This window comes from Granulicatella seriolae (genome assembly GCF_024543085.1).
Lineage (GTDB): Bacteria > Bacillota > Bacilli > Lactobacillales > Aerococcaceae > Granulicatella > Granulicatella seriolae.
Map to the genome: position 1 here is coordinate 66,744 of NZ_JANHNZ010000001.1, position 18,592 is coordinate 85,335.

Genomic DNA, 18,592 nt, shown 5'->3' on the forward strand with positions numbered 1-18,592 from the left:
TCGATTAAATTTCTCTTGGTTCTTGATGTATGCTTACATTGTTTAGCTCACTCTGAAGTTTGCTATTCTCATCCTTCATTTTATATAAGTCCTCTTCCACTTCATTGAGTGTTTTTCTATACCGCTCTTCTACCGCTTTTACCTCTTCCCGTAAACGAACATTATCTTCTTTATATTGATTGAATTCATCACCATATTTTTCATCCAATTGTCTGATTTGACGGTTTTTCGAAAATAAGGTTTGTAGTGAAAAAAAGATAGTCGCAACAGCCCCCAAAATAAAAGCTATGATGATAATTACAATCAGCGGACCAGATATTTTTGCAAACCCAAAATTTATCGGTACAGTCGTATTGTTCATTAAAGCAAAGATTGAAACAAGTAAAACGACTAATCCACTAATCACTAAGGTAACTTGATTTTTCATCTTTACACCTCACTATTTTTTATTAAAGAGATTCCCAGCAAAATAATCTCCTGTTTTAGGAAAGATTGCATATATTTTACTAGCCATATTCATTAAAGTTGGAATATTGATTTCACGTTGTGGTTGATTGATAAGGTCAATTATTTTTTCGGCAACAGTCTTAGCATCCAAGACTGTCCCACCTAAAGCTTTTAAGTATTGACCAGTTGGTTCTGCTTTAGCAAAGAAATCCGTATGAATTGGCCCTGGATTAACACTACTTACTTTTATACCATTCGACTTCATTTCTAGCCTTAAAGCATTGGTGTAGCCTAAAACAGCAAATTTAGTAGAAGAATAGATAGATGATTTTGCCGTAGCCATCTTACCAGCTTGTGAAGCTATCTGGATAATATGTCCCGTTCCTTGTTCTAACATTTGCTTACCAATTCTATTGGAGAAATCCATCAAAGCGAACACGTTTACTTCAAACATATCCTTGATTTCATTTTGGGTAAACTCTACGGCATCCTTGTATAATCCATAACCAGCATTGTTTATGAGCACATCTACTTTTCCATTTTGCAAAATGGTATCGATACATTGTCTTCTTTCTTCTTCAAGGCTTAAATCAGCACTATAATAGAAAATCTGTCCTACAGATAGTAGTTGACAATTACGAGCTACTTCTTTTAATTGTTCTTGACGTCTGGCAATAAGGACCAAATTGGCGCCTCTTTTGGCAGCAGCTAGCGCCATCTCTTTGCCAAGTCCTCCACTAGCACCAGTAATCACGATGTTTTTTCCAAGTAATTCTAACGTTTGTGACATAATATCCTCCTTAATCTGAAAAAGGAACCGGAATAATATCAAGGTCGTTGACGATGGTTGAGTTGGCAAAAACTTGCTTTGCTTCTTTTTCTAATTCTTTGGCTAAGTAGCCAACATAACGCGAACTAATATGTGTTAGTAAAAGTTTTTTTGCCTGTGCTTGATTTGCTACTTGAGCTGCTTGATGCGATGTTGAGTGAAAATACCGTTTAGCCAATCCTTTTTCACTAGCTTCAAAGGTCGCTTCATGTACTAAAACATCCGCATTTCCCGCCAACTTAGCAGCGTTTTCACAACATCTGGTATCCCCTAAAATAGTCACGATCCGCCCTCTTTTAGGCTCGGAAATATAATCTTTACCATCAATAAGTCTACCATCCTCTAACTCAATCGTCTGACCTTGTTTCAGTTTCCCAAATAATGGTCCATAAGGAACACCCAGTTCTTTTAATCTATCCGCTTGTAATTCTCCCGGATGGTCCTTTTCAACAATACGATAACCAAATGACGGAATTCCATGATCTAGTTTTAAGGTTAACACCTTAAATTTGGCATCATCAATGAGCTCCCCACCATCAGTGAATTCCTTATAGTGAATGGGATAGCCTAATCTAGACTGAGATAAACGAATGCTGGTTTCAACATACTCTTTAATTCCTTTGGGACCGTAAATTGTAACAGGACAATCCCCAGCTTGAAAGGTACGGCTACTCAAAAAACCAGGGAGTCCAAAAATGTGGTCGCCATGTAAATGGGTTATAAAAATTTTAGTGACTTTTCTTGGTTTTATAGCCGTATGAAGAATCATGTGTTGAGTGGCTTCACCACAATCAAATAGCCAAACCTCATTAATTTCATCTAATAATTTCAAGGCAATACTGGTAACATTACGATTTTTGGAAGGTAAGCCAGCCCCTGTACCTAAAAATTGAATTTCCATTCGTCACCTTCTATCCTCTTAAACTTGCATAAATTTGTTTGGTGATAAATAAAGCCATTTCATTTGCCCCTGTGGGATTGGTGTGAACCATATCTTCATAAAACCATTCTGGATGGTCTTTGCTGTAGCTCGCCCAATCGATAACGTGTACGTTTGAATACTTATCTGCTCCTGCTTTTAAGGTATCATTGACTTGATTTTTCCAAGTTCTGGGAACATTAGTATTGACAAAAAAGATTTGCTTATCTACTCCGATAGTTTTAATGAGAGATTCTAGTTGAGCAAAAGAAAATGCCCCATTTGAACCTAGTAACAAGACTACATTATTTTTTAGAAGTTTCTTTGATGCGAGTTCTTCTATATCAGCCGATGATTGATAGAGTTGGCGACCGATTGACCCGTCTAAAATAGCATTTGGGAAGATTGGTTGTAAGCTATTGGCCATTGCCAAAAGTGTTGAATCTCCAACAAAATTTACTTCCAGTGAGTTGCTGAATACCGTTTCTTCTCGTGTCAAACCAGCCACATTATTAATTGTCCGAACGGTATCTTTATCTGTACTTTGCGAATCACTAATCAATGTTGAGTTTTGACTGATAGTGTTTTGCAATGCTACTGTTTCTTGTGTAACCTGAGAAGTCGATTGCAGCAAGCCAATCACGCTAACGATAGGAAGAAATAGTAAAGCAGCGAGTTTAGCTAATCTTTTCCACTCTTTAGAAGGATTGGAAACAGCATCCTTTACCAGTTCGAATTGTTCTTGTCGTTGTGTTGCTGTGGCAAGACCTAGGTTTAGCTTACCATTTTCCAGTAATTGGTAGGATAACTCGCCGAATACAATAATTAGTAGACTTTGGATAAGAACATGAACTTGAGGTAGGTTGCTTAAATCACTTACCTTATCTTGGTAAAGGGTAATAATTGGGAAATACCACAAGTAGTAAGAGTAACTTCTTCGCCCTACCCATGTTAATGGCTTAATTCGAAATAGATAAGACAGCGCTGATGATGAATGAAGGCCAGTCATAATTAAGAAAGCTGTGGCCAAAGAAAAAATAAACATTCCGCCTCGATATGTCTGCCAGGTTTGATCCGACAAAAAGAAGATTAGAAAAATAAGAGACGCAAATGACAGGAGACTCATCCAGCCAAATCGTTTTTTCTGAGTAACTGACAATAGCTCTCTAAACTGTGATAGTGGCCAAATCAATGCCATGCTTGCCCCAATCAATAGTGAGAATGAACGTGTATCGGTACCAAAATAAACTCTAGATGGGTCAGTATCTGGCGAATACAAGAAAAACATAGCTAGTCCTGAAGCAAGTGCCAGGGCAGCAACACTTCTAAGGAGCCATTTATGATTTTTAATCAAGGTACTTAAGAAAACAAAAATGATAGGCCAGATAGCAAAGAGTTGAACCACCAAGGACAAGTACCATAAATGGGTAAATGGTGATTGCCCCGAATAGCGATCAAAATAAGAATGGCCATTGGCAATCTGCCACCAGTTATTCACAAAAAATAGAGATGACAGTAAGGATGGTCTCAAATTGATTAAAAGGTTTCGTTGAAATAAGGTAATGTAGGCTGTAACTAGCATACACATCCAGAGCATAGGTCTAATAATGCGGCTTAAGCGTTTCTTCAAAAAAGAGCGCAAAGGAACCTTTGAACGATTCATCAAACTTGACATTAAATTCGAGGTCATCAGATATCCTGAAATGACTAAGAAGATATCCACACCCAAGAAACCTCCAGGTATAACATGAGGTGTTAAGTGATAAAATATTATACAAAAGATGGCCACTGCTCTTAAACCATCAATGGCTGGAACATAAATTTTGTGTCCAATATCATTTCTTTCTACCATATCATCACCTAATCTACAAACTCAAATTCAAAACTCTTGATTCGAACTAGGTCACCATTTTTAGCACCTTTTTCTCGCAAGGTTTCATCTACACCCATACCACGTAGCTGTCTAGAGAAACGCATAACGGACTCATCGTGTTCAAGATTTGTCATTGAGAATAATTTTTCTAAGCGATCACCAGAAAGTTCCCACACCCCTTGAGAGTCTCTCGAAACGGTAAATGGTGCTTCATCTTCCAGTGTATAAACAACGTGTTCTACTTCTTCAGGGTCTTCAAGTGGGAAGAAGTCAGTAGCATCTAAAAGAAGAGCTGTTTCATTCAGTAACGCATCTAGACCTTCTTTACGATATGCAGAAATCGGATAAACTTTTGGAGTTTCTTGTCCTTCTTCTGAATAGTATTCCTTAAGCTTTTTAGTGAATTCTTCTAGGTTGTCACTAGCTTGGGGTTGATCCATCTTGTTAGCAACGATAATCATTGGGCGTTCTAATAAACGTAAGTGATAAGAAGCTAATTCATCCATAATTACCTTGAAATCATCAAAGGGATCTCTACCTTCCATTGTTGCCATATCGATAACATGGAGCAATACTTTAGTGCGTTCAATGTGTTTTAAAAAATGTATTCCTAGTCCAATTCCCGTGTGAGCACCTTCAATTAATCCAGGCAAATCAGCAACAACAAATTGTTGACCATTTGGAGCTTGTGTCATTCCTAATTGTGGCACCAAGGTCGTAAAATGGTAGTCAGCAATTTTGGGTTTGGCACTTGAGATAACAGACAAGAGCGTGGATTTTCCTACAGAGGGAAAGCCAACAAGACCAACATCCGCTAAGACTTTTAGTTCTAGTTCCAACTCTAATTCTTGTCCCGGTTCACCATTTTCAGCAATATCAGGTGCTGGGTTTTTATGAGTCGCAAAGCGGATATTTCCGCGGCCGCCACGACCACCTTTGGCAACTACAACCTCTTCTCCTGCATCGACCATATCTGCAATGAATTCCTTGGTAATGGCATTGCGAATAACCGTCCCAGCAGGAACCTTAACAATTAAATCTTCAGCTCCACGCCCATACATACTCTTGCTCATACCGTTTTCGCCATTTTTTGCTTTAAAATGACGATTATATCTAAAATCTAAAAGGGTTCTCAATCCTTCATCTACTCGAAAGATGACACTGCCCCCTCTACCACCATCTCCACCAGCTGGACCTCCATCAGGAACATACTTTTCACGTCTAAAAGCGACCATTCCGTTTCCACCGTTACCGGCTTTGACGACCACTTTGGCTTGATCAAAAAACACTGCCATTTATTTGTTCCTCCATCTTCATTTACTCAAAAATTTTGATTTTTTCTTATCTAACCATACCATAAAAGTGCAAAAATTACTTGCTAGCGCAACACTCTTTAGTATTAAAATCTACTTTCTTTTCTATTTCACATTTAAGGAAGAGAAATTAGCTACTACCAACATCATCTTAGCTAGTTGCTTTAATAGATTCAAGCGGTTTTCTCTTACTTTAGGGTCTTCTGCCATAACCATGGTTGTTTCAAAGAAATCTTTGATTTGTGGGCTTAGCTCTTCTAAAGCATTGAATTTTTCTTCCAGAGACATATTATCATAAGACTTGGCTAACCCTTTAAAGGTGTGAACTAGCTTTCTTTCACTGTCGTTTTCCAAGAGTGCTTCATCAACTGGTAAGGCATCTATTGCGTCTAGTTCCTCTTTGGTCGAATTCTTTAGACTTAGATTGATAACCCGAGTCAAGGCCTCTGTTGTTTCTTTAAAACTTTCCAAATCATGTTTTCTATCTAATAAACTTGCAAATACCATTAGTTGTGGAATAGATTGATTGCTGCTTTCTAGAATAGCTTCGATAACATCGTGTCGTTTAGTGATTAGGAATAATCGTTGTGCAATTCGATCTTTTAAGAATTGGCTAACTGTTTCTGCTACTGTTTCTTGATTGTCCTTGGCCATATCTTTGTAGTCTGTTCCAATCAATAAACGCATAAACTTATCTAAAGATAATTCCCAATTGAAAGCAATGGCAATTTGAACAACACCCATTAATTGTCTACGAAGAGCATAAGGATCGTTTGACCCAGTTGGAATTAGCCCTACTGATATGAAGCTTAGGAAGCTATCTAACTTATCAGCAATGGCTAACAGTGCGCCAGCTGTAGACTCTGGAAGTTGCCCATCAAACGATGTTGGCAAGTAGTGTTCTCGAATCGCTTGGGCAACCTCTTTACTTTCACCCTGCTCAATAGCATAAATCTCTCCCATGACACCTTGTAATTCAGGAAATTCCCCAACCATATTAGTCACTAAATCAAATTTATAGATTTCCGCAGCTCGTTGAGCAACAACTAAGGTATGCTCATCTATCGATAATTCTTTAGCCAAACGAGCAATTAGCGTTTGAACGCGTGCCATTTTTTCAGAAATAGAACCGATTTTCGCATGGAAATTCAATTTATCTAATTTTTTTAGATAGTAAGATAAGCTTTCTTTTTGGTCTTCATGATAGAAAAAGAGAGCATCCTCTAAACGTGCGGTTAAGACCTTTTGATTTCCTTTAGCAACATTCTCAATCGCTTTGTCATTCCCATTACGTGCAGAAATGAAAAATGGTAACAGCTGAGAATCATGATTGTAGACAACGAAATAACGCTGATGTTCTCTCATGCTAGTGACCAAAACAGGATCAGGAACACTTAAGTATTTTTCGTCAAATGATGCCGAAAAAACAGTTGGGTATTCCAAAATTGCAGAGACTTCTTCCAATAAATCTTCATCCACTGGAATAACCCAATTATTCTCTTGGGCTTTCTTGGTTAGCTGGTTGCGAATTTCTTCTTTACGTTTATCTTGGTCTGCAATAACAAAAACAGATTCTAAAGCTGCCTCATAGTCATCTGCATGTTCAATAGAGACTGGTTTGCCTAAAAAACGATGTCCTTGGCTAATTCGATCAGCTTGTATGTTTAATACGTGAACTTCTGGAATAATATCAGAGCCGTAAAGTGCAACGAGCCAGTGTATTGGACGGATATATTCAAGGTTATGAGCGTTCCATCTCATAGTGACACCAAACGTCATTGAGGTAATCACTTGGGATAGGCCTTTTAACACATCAATTGTTGCTAAACCTTTTTCCTCTTTTTTGACGTGAACGTACTCTATTCCATTCACCTCTTCAAAGTAAATATCTTCAACAGTTAAGCCTTTTCCCCGAACAAAGCCTTGAGCTGCTTTTGTCCAGTCGCCATCTTTTTGTGCAACTTCTTTTGAAGGTCCTTTAAAGATTTCGAGACGATCTTCTTGTCTTTCCGCCACGTCAGCCACTCTGGCACATAAACGTCGTGGTGTCGCAAATACGTCAACCTGACCATGAGAAATATTGGCTTCTGTTAGAAAATCATCAATTCGTTTTCCTAGTTGGTCAGCACTAGTTCGCACATAACGTGCTGGTAACTCTTCAAGTCCTATTTCTAATAATAGTGGTTTAGTCATTTATCTATTCTCCTTTATCTACTAGCATACACATCATTATTTTTCTTTTAAAAGTGGGAATCCTAGTGCTTCACGTTCTTCTACAAAAGTTTTTGCAATCGTTCTAGCCATCTTACGAATTCTACCTAGATATCCTGCTCTATCTGTAGCCGAAATAATTCCTCTAGCATCCATTAAGTTAAAGGCATGAGAACATTTTAGAACATAGTCATAGGCTGGATGAACTAGTTTTTCTTCCATCAGACGAGTTGCTTCTTTTTCATACTCATTAAAAAGCTCCATTAAGAGTTGCGGATTAGAGCTTTCAAAGGCATATTTAGAATGTTCAAATTCAGCTTGTGTGAAGATTTCCCCATATTTAACATCTTGAGTCCATACTAAATCATAAACACTATCTACATCTTGAATGTAAGAAGCTAGACGTTCTAAGCCATAAGTTAACTCACTGGTAACAGGGTGGCATTCTAAACCACCAACCTGTTGGAAATAGGTAAATTGAGTCACTTCCATCCCATCTAACCAAACTTCCCAACCTAAACCGGCACAACCTAAAGAAGGGTTTTCCCAATTGTCTTCTACAAAACGAATATCATGTTCTAAAGGGTCAATGCCTAAAGCATACAAACTTCCTAGATATAATTCTTGAATATTCTCAGGGGATGGTTTCATAACCACTTGAAATTGGTGATGTTGAAACAAACGGTTAGGGTTCTCACCATATCGGCCATCCGCTGGGCGACGTGACGGTTCAACATAAGCAGCATTCCAAGGTTCTGGTCCTATAGCCCGTAAAAAAGTATAAGGACTCATAGTTCCTGCTCCCTTCTCTACGTCATAAGCTTGAAGTAAAAGGCACCCTTGCTTTGACCAATATTCTTGTAAGGTTAAAATAATTTCTTGAACAGTTAATCCTTTTGTCATTATCATTCTCCTAGCATCTTATAGTTATCTTATATTTTTTGAAATAGTTCTTTCCTATGTTCAATTAATAAGCTTGAACAACTGGATAAAAATCATAAATCTTACCCGGAATTATATCTACAATTACTTGTCCGATCTCATCAAGTGATGTTTGAAGGGGGTAGATTGTCTGAGAACTTTTTGTCTCGAATTCTTCTTGAATGATGCCTAACTTATCATAAACATTTACTAAAACAGGGGTCATCGAAACAACTTTTAATTGATTTTTACTAAACTTATCTGCTGGTATTTTTACTTTAAATTCCATCTTATTCTCTCCTTTATCATCCTTGTCTGGAAAACTTAAGTATTTGACAACAAAAAAAGTCCCTATGTCTATGAAAACTCCATAAACATAGGGACGACAAGAGTCGCGGTTCCACCCTAATTCCTTAGCAAATACTAAGCTTCATTTGAAATAGACTCCAATGTGCCTTTCAATCCTATTTTTTAATTTGGCTTTCACTATCCCAAACTCGCTAGGTAAAAAATAAAATTTACTTTCATTGTCAACGTCTCTATTTAACTAATCTAATAGTACTGATAAGAAGGCTAAAAGTCAAGCCAGGCTTATTCTTTACACTTAATTTGGTTCTTGCCTTCTTTTAACTAATTCCTGACTCCAATTGCTCATCTGGTCGATAAATTGCTTACTTTTCAAGTGAATACCAACAAACTCCTCGTAGATTGCATCGACCAACCGCTTTAATTCAGACATGGTTTCAGGCGAAATCCGTAATTCTCCAATTTGATTTGGTTTAATCCTGACCAATAACTTTGCAATATGCAAGGCCTTGGGGGCGATATGTAAGCGATGAGGATCATCTTGCCAATGTCGTTGACATAGAACTCCATGCTTTACCATAGAAAAGTCAAATGGTTCCTGCTCCGATTGGCATAGAACACATTCTTGCAATTGAAGATAGGTACCAAATAGTGGCAAAAGTTGTAACTCAAAGAGATGAGTGATTAATTGAGGATTTTTTCCTTCTTGGATGGCTGTCAGACAGGCACTATACAATTCAAATAGACTTGGAACAGGCACCCTATCGTCAATAACTGCATCAACTAAATGAGTCATGTAGGTAGTGTAGGCATTGGCATCAATATCATCCAAGGCAATAGATAGGTGACCTAAATCCCTAGCATCTTTTAGAAAACTCAACCCTTTTTCATTAATGTGACCCAAAAATATTCCCTTAGTAAAAGGGATAAGGGCTTGCGCTAAAGGATGATTGGCTTGTTTACTATTTTTTATAAAGAACATGGTTTTCCCATGTTGCAAACTAAAAATTTTGACTAGCCCATCTTTTTCTCGGTGGCTTCGATTTGATAAAACTATTCCTTGAAATTCTTCATAATAAGCCACAAGACCTCAATCCCTATCCTTAATTTTTATAATCAGAAGTGCGGTACCCAAAATCTTGTAGGTTCCCCTTCTTCTTACGCCAATCTTTTTGAACTTTTACCCATAATTCTAAATAAACTTTATTGCCTAAAAGTGCCTCAATGTCTTTACGAGCGCGTACACCAATTTCTTTTAGCATTTGTCCTTGTTTTCCAATGATAATACCTTTTTGACTGGATCGTTCAACAATGATATTAGCATAAACATGAACCTTATCATTTTCATTTTTTTGCATTTTATCGACAGTCACTGCAACGGAATGTGGGATTTCTTCCTTAGTCAATTGAAGAATTTTTTCTCGAATCAATTCTGAAACAACAAAATATTCTGGATGGTCCGTAATTTGATCGCTTGGGTAGTACTGAGGCCCTTGAGGCAATTGCTTCGTTAAAAGAGCTAGTAGTTGATCCAGATTGTTGCCTTGTAAAGCAGAGATTGGTACTACTTCAGCAAAATCAAGTGAGTCTTGGTAACTCTCAATTCTTTCCATTACTTCTTGAGGGCTAATTAAATCAATTTTATTGAGCACCAAAAAAATAGGTGCTTTAATCCCTCTTAATTTTTCGATAATAAAGTTATCACCAGGACCTCTTTTTTCATTAGCATTAACCATAAATAAGACAGCATCTACTTCTCTTAGAGCTGAATAAGCACTCTCCACCATAAACTCACCCAATTCATGTTTGGGTTTATGAATTCCCGGTGTATCTAGGAACACAATTTGAGAATCTGTTGTTGTGTAAACACCTTGAATTTTATTTCGAGTTGTTTGCGCCTTATCAGACATGATAGCAATTTTTTGGCCTAACACCTTGTTCATAAAGGTTGATTTGCCCACATTAGGTCTCCCTACGATAGCAACGAAACCTGATTTAAAACTTTTTTCTTCTGTCATATCATTCTCCTATCCATTAAACATTTCTTGGTACAGTTTCCAAAATTTAGGCAGAAAAATAATGGAAGCTACAATTACTGTAAAAATCGCTGTGACCAAAACGGAACCAGCTGCGATATCTTTAGCACGCTTAGCTAAAATATGATAGTTTTTATCTACAATTAAATCAACAATGGTCTCAAAAATAGTGTTTAAAAACTCCATTAGAATAACAAAAAAGATACAAAAAATTAATAGAATCCATTCAACCCCAGAAACACGAAAAAATACAGCCAGCCCCAATGGAAGCAACCCAAAAAGAACATGATAACGCATGTTCCTCTCTTCTTTAAAAATAGTCACAATTCCATCAAGAGCATGTCTGAGAGAACTCAAAAAATTAGAATTTTTACCAACTTTGCTTTTACTTGTCTCTTTTGAGTCCATAAGATTCCAATATCTCCTCTTGTAAGCTGTTCATCTTAGATTCTTCTTCTATTGTCTGGTGATCGTAGCCGTTCAAGTGCAAAAATCCATGTAAGGCTAAAAATCCTAGTTCACGGTCTAGACTATGACCATATTCCTCCGCTTGTTCCTTAGCTCGATCCACTGAAATTAAGATATCCCCAATCACTGTAACAAAGTTTTCATCTTCAGTTGCAATATCGGCAATTGAAAAAATATCATCTTCTTCATCATCCAAGGCAAATGAAATGACATCTGTCACTTGATCTTTCCCTCTATATTCCTTGTTGATTTCTCTAATTCGCTCACTTGAAACGAATGTAACATCGCACTCTCTATTATTAGGAAGTTCCAAAAATTTTGCCGCATGAACAATCACTTGTTCAACTAATTCTTGGTAGGGCATTGGGACTTGGTTTGTCTCATCCACAATTTCAACCAACATGAAACATCACTCCTTTTTCTCAATATCTTTTTGAAGGGTCGGATACTCAATTCTAGAATGGAAAGTTCCATTTAGAGATTCAATAATTTTTTCTTCCACTAAAGCCAATTCGTTAAAGGTCAAAGAGGATTCATTCAATTGTCCGTCTTTGATACGACTATTGATAATACCCTTTACTAAGGCCCTTACCTTTTCTATCGTTGGTTGCTTCATAGCTCGACAGGCAGCTTCCGCACTATCAACAATACTGATAATAGCAGCCTCTTTTGTTTGTGGTTTTGGCCCAGGATACCTAAAGTCTTCTTCTTTACAATCAGGATTATTTTCTAACTCTTTTGCATAGAAAAACTTCATCAACGTTGTTCCATGGTGTTGAGCGCAAATATCAATAATTGGTTGTGGTAAATTATTCTTTTTAAGAATTTTAACACCACTAGTCACATGGTCAAAAATAATATTTTTGGATTCACTAGGGCTTAAAAAATTATGTGGATTTTCCATACCATTTGGTACATTCTCAATAAAAAAGAATGGATGGTCAGCCTTTCCAATATCATGGTAGTAACAGGCAACTCTAGCTAACAGGGAATCGCCCCCAATGGCTTCAACACAATTTGCTGAAATATTGGCAACCATCAAACTATGGTGATAAGTCCCTGGTGCTTTACTAATCAATTCTTTTAGAAGAGGTTGATTAGGATTAGACAAATTTGTTAACAAGAGTACCGAGTTGTCCTCAAACATCAAGTCTAAATAAGGTATAAAGACTAATGGCATAAAATATGACAAGATACTATTAGCTACAGCAAAAACAAGCATAACTAATACCGGGCCAGAAGTAAAAGCGTAATTACTATAAAAAATCCACGGAATCAAAGCAATCAAATGTAACGCCATAAAGATAAGGAATTTGACAATATAAGGTAGATTTGTTTTACCAATCGGAATAGTGATACTGATAATCCCAAGTAGCAGGTAATAGGAAACCAGAACAATCATCATAGAAAAATCAGATTCGTTATTGTAAATAAACCAACTTGACAAGGATAAGATAACCATCGCAAAGATACCATATCGTCTAGACTTTGTAGAGTGCATAATCAAATAAATGAAACCAGCCATTGGAAAGACTAGCCCAAAATTATCCATACCCCTAGCCTGAATGGATTCAACAATTTTTAAGATTAGAATGGCAATCAATGAAATCATTAAAAAGGCACTAATACGGTTTTTAGTTGACCAACGATTATTCTCGCTATTATTCTTTGAAATGCTTAAATAGTAATCTGTAAGTACAAATAGTGCCACAAAGATTAGAATAGCAAAATAGCCACTAATCATATGGTAATTAGCCACACCACTTGTAAGGCCTAATAATTGTAACTGTCGAAGATCAGCTTTACCGACAACTTGGCCTTCTTGTACAATCACCTGTCCTTGAAGGATTCTAACAGGTGGCACCGCATTTGACGTTGCAACTTTAGCTGCTTCAGTAGCATCAATATCCACAACATTATTAGTTACAATTGTATTCTCAACTAGTTCATTTAATACATTTCTTTCCACATCAGTGTAATTCCCATAAAACAATTGTTTTTTAGCCTCTTCTTGAGCTACACCAATGCCCTGTTCTTTTAGAGACTCGCTCATAACTGATGAAATAGCAGTCTTCAAAGAACTCTCATAAGCCTCAAGTTTTTCACTAGAGCTTGTCAGTAAAGAGGTGATGACCCAATCTGGTATAAAGATTGCGTAATCTTTCAAGCCACTGGATAGACTATCTAAATTCTTTTTAAAATAAGCCGTTCTTTGATCGTTTGTTGCGACTTGCACTCTTGAGCTAGAAGATTCATTTGTTGCTGCAGACGAATTAGTATTGGGTGCTACAGATGCTAGAATCTCACTAGACGGCTTAGAAGCTACCACTTTTATTTGAGCAAATAAATTAGATAGCTTTTCTTCTTGTTGGGTGACAATTTCTTTGTTATAGACATAAATATCTTGCACATTGTCTACAGCTAACTTTTTATTGATCTCTGTTTGTTCTTGATCTTCAATGTTTTTTGTTGCACGAACAGTTTCCTTAGCAACTTCATTTAAGGTAAAGGAGTATTGGTTTGGCTTTACGCTAGACCAACCAATAGCCAGTGCGCTCAAAATAAATAAAATAAGAAGCAAAGGGATATAGGTCACACCTAAAAAATCTTGAATCTTTCTAAGTTTTTGGCTCAAAAGTTTCCCTCCACTTCTTATTTATTAGATTAATCATTTGAATAGGCATTAATCACGCTAGAAACCAAAGGGTGTCTGACTACATCAAAGGAATCAAACTCAACAAAAGCAATGCCATTAATCCCTTTTAACTTATTTTCTGCGTCAATCAAACCACTGACCGTATTTCCCTTAGGCAAATCAACTTGTGTCTTATCCCCATTGATAACCATTTTTGAACCAAAACCAAGTCTGGTCAGAAACATCTTCATTTGGGCTCTGGTCGTATTTTGGGCTTCATCTAAGATGATGAAAGCATCTTCTAGGGTTCTCCCCCGCATATAAGCTAATGGTGCCACTTCAATCACACCACGATCTAGGAGTCGATTCGTATGCTCTACCCCATAAACATTGTACAAAGCATCATAAATTGGCCGCAAATACGGGTCAACTTTTTCCTTCAAATCTCCCGGTAAAAAGCCTAAGTTTTCACCCGCTTCTACTGCCGGTCGAGTAAGAATAATCTTTTTAACATCACCTTGTTTGAGCGCCGTAACTGCCATGACAACTGCCACATAGGTCTTTCCAGTTCCAGCTGGACCAATGCCAAATACCATATCTGCTTTTTTAATAGCATGGACATACTGCTGTTGTCCATATGTTTTCGCCCGAATTGGTTTGCCAGAATAGGTGCGGCCGATTTCTTCATTATATAAATTAATAAAGTAATCTAGTGTCCCTTTTTTAGTCATCTTAATAGCTGTCACAATATCTGTTTGAGAAATGGTAATCCCTTTTGTTAATAGATTTTGCAATTCAGACAATAAGTTACTAACCTGTTCAACATCTTCATGTCGCCCCTTGATAATAATCTCTTCTCCACGACTTGATAAAGTAACATCAAAGGCTTCCTCAATCAAATGTAGGTGCTTATCGTGTGAACCAAAAAGACTAGCTAAAACAAGTGGATCAAAAACGGATAAGCTTGTTACGGTTTCGCTTGTCAAAGATGAGTTCCTCCCTAATATTTCTTAATTAGTTTTTTATTTGATATGAATAGTATAACAGACTTTTCTTTATTTCGATAAAAATGCCTTCACTTGGTCCTTAATAACATTACCATCAGCTTGGCCCTTCAATTTTCCAGCCACTGTCCCCATCAATTTTCCAAATCCTTGCATGGAATCCACTGATAATTCAGCTGCTGTTGATTTGATGACGTCTTGAATCTCTGCAACGGATAATTGTTTCGGCAAATATTTTTCTACAATCTCAATTTCTTTTTTTACATGGTCTACTAAATCTTGACGTCCAGCCTTTTCAAACTCAAGTAAAGAGTCACGTCTTTGTTTCACTTCTCTAGATAAAATGGCTAGCTCTTCTTGTAAATCTAATTCTGCTTTTTTATCAATTTCAGCAGATTGAATGGCTGATTTTATCATACGAATAACAGCTAAGCTATCCTTATCTTTAGCTTTCATAGCTACCTTTAAATCATTATTGATATTCTCTTTTAAACTCATGATTTGTCCCCCTAAAAAAATTAAAAGAGACTGGAAATAAATTCCAGTCTCTTAGTCAACTGATTAGATCAGATCAGACTAGAACTTACGTTTACGTGCTGCCTCTGATTTTTTCTTACGTCTGACACTTGGTTTTTCATAAAACTCACGTTTGCGAGCCTCTTGTAAAGTACCAGTTTTTGAAACAGTACGTTTGAAGCGACGAAGAGCATCATCAAGTGATTCGTTTTTACGAACAACTGTTTTTGACATATTCTATTCCCTCCCTCCGAGCATTAAAAGTAACTGTTTTCTTTTGAATAGAATCATACTAACAAATGAAATTGTCCTTTTATCATTATAACTAAGCAAATTGATTAAGTCAACCCGTTTAAAAATGAAATTTATAGCTTATGAAAAGGAAGTCAAAGGCTAATATATCGGCTTTATCTAGACAAAAGCGACCTTATGCTTTTGCACTACATTGTGGGCATAGACCAAAAATTTCAAAACGATGGCTGAGGATTTTACATCCTTCAAGCTGCTCTTGGAAGAAATCCATTGGGCATAAGTCAATTTCCTTGGTTCTACCGCACTCTTGACAGATAAAATGATGGTGATGGTGCCCATGTTCCATGCAACCGATTCGGAATAATTTCTCCCCGTTCAACTCTGTTTCTTCAAGAATACCTAATTCAACATAGGTATAAAGATTCCGATAGATGGTATCATAAGATAGGTTAGGAAAATCTTTAGCTAACAATTCTTGAACAGATCTAGCAGAAAGATACCTATTTTCTTCGTTAAATATTTCTACTAATCTTTCTCTTTTTTTTGTGTATTTATAACCAGCATTTTTTAAAATAGCTATACAGTGGTCAACTTGAGTTGGCATGCAGGTCTCCTCCTCTTAGGCAATCATTTTCTAAATCGTAATGATACCTATATTCTGTTTTCCATTGTACGAGACTTGCAGCCACTATGCAAGTTAAAATGCTTGCGGGAGTTGGAGCTGCTTATCACAGAGATCTTTTCAAAACAATGTTGTTGTCCTAAAACAAAAGAGTTTCCGACAACTGTATGAAAAATCGAGGTGTAAAGCATAACTGATGCACAGTAGCTGTTGGGGCTGGGCAAAAAGTCTGTAATAAAATAAAAAAATTCTAAATCATAAAAGAGTTCCCCAGAAATTTATCCGAAATGGGAACGGTGGCACCGCCGAAAGCCTTGGTCTTTCGGCTTAGCTGTCTACGTGGCTGTAAATCGGCTGAAGCCGAAACATCCACTGTGCGTCAGCTATGCTTTACACCGTTCTGTACGGATAAATTTCTGGGGAACTCTTTTATTTGGTTACCATTTTGACTTTTTTCCCAGCCCCAACTTTTTTATAAAACTTACATTAATCGAAGGGACAATTCTTGTAATTGTTGAGGAGATACAGTAGATGGTGCTTGTGTTAAAACATCTACAGCAGAACCATTTTTAGGGAAGGCTATTACTTCACGGATATTTTCTTCTCCAGCTAGTAACATAACTAGGCGGTCAAGTCCTAGGGCAATTCCTCCATGTGGTGGGAAACCATAGTCTAACGCATCCAATAAGAAACCGAATTGTTCTTTAGCAGCTTCTGGAGTAAAACCAAGTACCTCAAACATAGCTTCTTGCATTGGTCGATTAAAGATTCTTAAAGAACCCCCACCAATTTCGTAACCATTCAATACAATGTCATAAGCGTTAGCTCTTGCCTCTTGAGGATTAGTTAGAAGTGCTTCAGCTGATGGGTTTACTGGACTGGTAAATGGATGGTGCATAGCCACATAACGTCCTGCTTCAGGGTCTAACTCTAGTAATGGCCAATCAACAACCCATAAGAAATTGAACTTATTGGTGTCAATCAAGTTATGTTTTTTACCAAAGTGTAGACGTAGTTCAGATAAGGCTTGAGCAACAACACTAGCATTGTCAGCACAGAAGAAGATAATATCACCAACTTGTGCATCTAGACGTTCTCTCAAATCACTTTCTTGATTTAGAAGGAATTTAGCAATTGGTCCTTTAAAGCCATCTTCTTCTACTTTAATCCATGCTAACCCTTTAGCACCAAATTTTCCAACTAGGCTTGCTAATTGGTCAGCGTCTTTACGAGAATAACTATCCGCCAAACCTTTTAAATTGATGGCTTTAACTTGTCCGCCAGACTCAACGACTGATTTAAAGACTTGAAGTTCAGAATTTTGAACAATATCACCAACATTGATTAATTCTAAGCCAAAACGTGTATCCGGCTTGTCATTGCCATATCTTTCCATGGCTTCTGCATAAGTAATACGTGGAAATGGTGTTTGGAGTTCCACACCCAGTGTATCCTTCATCAGTTTGCTGAACATGGCTTCCATGTAGGTTTGAATTTCAATGTCACTTAAAAAGCTTGTTTCAATATCGACTTGGGTAAATTCTGGTTGACGGTCTCCTCGCAAGTCTTCGTCTCTAAAGCAACGAACGATTTGATAGTATCGGTCTAAACCACCCGCCATTAACAATTGCTTGAAAATTTGTGGCGACTGAGGTAGAGCATAAAATGCCCCTTCATGAATTCTAGACGGCACTAAATAGTCTCTTGCCCCCTCTGGCGTTGACTTCGTCAGATACGGTGTTTCGACTTCAATAAAGTTATTTTGGTCTAAGAATTCACGAATCGATTTTGTTGTTTGGTGACGCAATCTTAAATTTTCTAGAACTGGTTTGCGACGCATGTCTAGGTAACGATACTTCATTCTCAAGTCATCTGAAGCACTTTGGTCGTCCTCAATATAGATTGGTGGTGTTTTAGATTTAGAAAGTAACTCAACTTCATGAGCTTCAACCTCCAACATACCTGTCTCTAATTTAGGATTAATTAATTCTGGAGCACGTGGAATAACCTTTCCAAACACTTGAATAACAAATTCTGAACGCAAGCTTTCTGCTATTTCAAAGGCTTCTTGATTAATAGAAGGGTTAAAAACGATTTGAACAATTCCTTCTCTATCCCTCAAATCAACAAAGATTAAACCACCATGGTCTCTTCTTCTTTGAACCCATCCGTTCAAAACCACTTCTTGTCCAATAAATTCTGGACTAATTTTTCCACAATATTCTGTTCTTGTTTTCATG

At 37.2% G+C, this 18,592-nt stretch carries 18 protein-coding genes; all 18 read right to left on the bottom strand.

All coding sequences use genetic code 11. From position 1 onward, the window contains the following. Nucleotides 1-4 precede the first annotated feature (4 nt). Nucleotides 5-427: a lipopolysaccharide assembly protein LapA domain-containing protein gene (locus NPA36_RS00300; protein ID WP_256944124.1), complete on the bottom strand. Its 423-nt coding sequence runs from the start codon at nucleotides 425-427 to the stop codon at nucleotides 5-7. 12 nt (nucleotides 428-439) lie between these two features. After that, nucleotides 440-1,237, bottom strand: coding sequence for an SDR family NAD(P)-dependent oxidoreductase (locus tag NPA36_RS00305; RefSeq protein WP_256944125.1), 798 nt, complete (start codon nucleotides 1,235-1,237; stop codon nucleotides 440-442). 10 nt (nucleotides 1,238-1,247) lie between these two features. Next, entirely contained in the window at nucleotides 1,248-2,177 is a 930-nt protein-coding gene (gene rnz / locus NPA36_RS00310) for a ribonuclease Z (RefSeq protein WP_256944126.1), read from the bottom strand. 10 nt (nucleotides 2,178-2,187) lie between these two features. Next, nucleotides 2,188-4,047, bottom strand: a complete 1,860-nt coding sequence (locus NPA36_RS00315; protein ID WP_256944127.1) for an acyltransferase family protein — start codon at nucleotides 4,045-4,047, stop codon at nucleotides 2,188-2,190. An 8-nt stretch (nucleotides 4,048-4,055) separates the two neighbouring features. After that, a complete protein-coding gene (obgE, locus tag NPA36_RS00320; protein WP_256944128.1) occupies nucleotides 4,056-5,363 on the bottom strand; it encodes a GTPase ObgE in 1,308 nt (435 codons plus the stop codon). Nucleotides 5,364-5,486: 123 nt separating this feature from the next. Next, a complete protein-coding gene (gene glyS / locus NPA36_RS00325; RefSeq protein WP_256944129.1) occupies nucleotides 5,487-7,574 on the bottom strand; it encodes a glycine--tRNA ligase subunit beta in 2,088 nt (695 codons plus the stop codon). Between the two features lie 36 nt (nucleotides 7,575-7,610). Continuing rightward, entirely contained in the window at nucleotides 7,611-8,495 is an 885-nt protein-coding gene (glyQ, locus tag NPA36_RS00330; RefSeq protein WP_256944130.1) for a glycine--tRNA ligase subunit alpha, read from the bottom strand. A 64-nt stretch (nucleotides 8,496-8,559) separates the two neighbouring features. Further along, complete coding sequence (locus NPA36_RS00335) at nucleotides 8,560-8,802, bottom strand: hypothetical protein (protein WP_256944131.1); 243 nt, start codon at nucleotides 8,800-8,802, stop codon at nucleotides 8,560-8,562. 315 nt (nucleotides 8,803-9,117) lie between these two features. Further along, nucleotides 9,118-9,903, bottom strand: coding sequence for a DNA repair protein RecO (recO, locus tag NPA36_RS00340; protein WP_256944132.1), 786 nt, complete (start codon nucleotides 9,901-9,903; stop codon nucleotides 9,118-9,120). A 19-nt stretch (nucleotides 9,904-9,922) separates the two neighbouring features. Next, entirely contained in the window at nucleotides 9,923-10,837 is a 915-nt protein-coding gene (era, locus tag NPA36_RS00345) for a GTPase Era (protein WP_256944133.1), read from the bottom strand. A gap of 9 nt (nucleotides 10,838-10,846) precedes the next feature. Continuing rightward, entirely contained in the window at nucleotides 10,847-11,263 is a 417-nt protein-coding gene (locus NPA36_RS00350; RefSeq protein WP_256944134.1) for a diacylglycerol kinase family protein, read from the bottom strand. Then, a complete protein-coding gene (gene ybeY, locus NPA36_RS00355) occupies nucleotides 11,241-11,726 on the bottom strand; it encodes an rRNA maturation RNase YbeY (protein WP_256944135.1) in 486 nt (161 codons plus the stop codon). The genes NPA36_RS00350 and ybeY overlap by 23 nt, the downstream gene beginning before the upstream one ends. Before the next feature lie 6 nt (nucleotides 11,727-11,732). Further along, entirely contained in the window at nucleotides 11,733-13,958 is a 2,226-nt protein-coding gene (locus tag NPA36_RS00360) for an HD family phosphohydrolase (protein ID WP_256944136.1), read from the bottom strand. Nucleotides 13,959-13,987: 29 nt separating this feature from the next. Beyond that, entirely contained in the window at nucleotides 13,988-14,944 is a 957-nt protein-coding gene (locus NPA36_RS00365) for a PhoH family protein (RefSeq protein ID WP_256944137.1), read from the bottom strand. A 69-nt stretch (nucleotides 14,945-15,013) separates the two neighbouring features. Beyond that, nucleotides 15,014-15,460 (bottom strand): GatB/YqeY domain-containing protein, encoded by a 447-nt coding sequence (locus NPA36_RS00370; RefSeq protein ID WP_256944138.1) that lies wholly within the window; start codon nucleotides 15,458-15,460, stop codon nucleotides 15,014-15,016. A gap of 78 nt (nucleotides 15,461-15,538) precedes the next feature. Then, nucleotides 15,539-15,712: a 30S ribosomal protein S21 gene (gene rpsU / locus NPA36_RS00375; protein ID WP_005605651.1), complete on the bottom strand. Its 174-nt coding sequence runs from the start codon at nucleotides 15,710-15,712 to the stop codon at nucleotides 15,539-15,541. 193 nt (nucleotides 15,713-15,905) lie between these two features. Continuing rightward, the gene (locus tag NPA36_RS00380; protein ID WP_256944139.1) at nucleotides 15,906-16,334 is read right to left on the bottom strand and encodes a Fur family transcriptional regulator; all 429 of its coding nucleotides are present in this window, start codon (nucleotides 16,332-16,334) and stop codon (nucleotides 15,906-15,908) included. A 499-nt stretch (nucleotides 16,335-16,833) separates the two neighbouring features. After that, a complete protein-coding gene (gene aspS / locus NPA36_RS00385) occupies nucleotides 16,834-18,591 on the bottom strand; it encodes an aspartate--tRNA ligase (RefSeq protein WP_256944140.1) in 1,758 nt (585 codons plus the stop codon). Nucleotide 18,592: the final 1 nt, after the last annotated feature.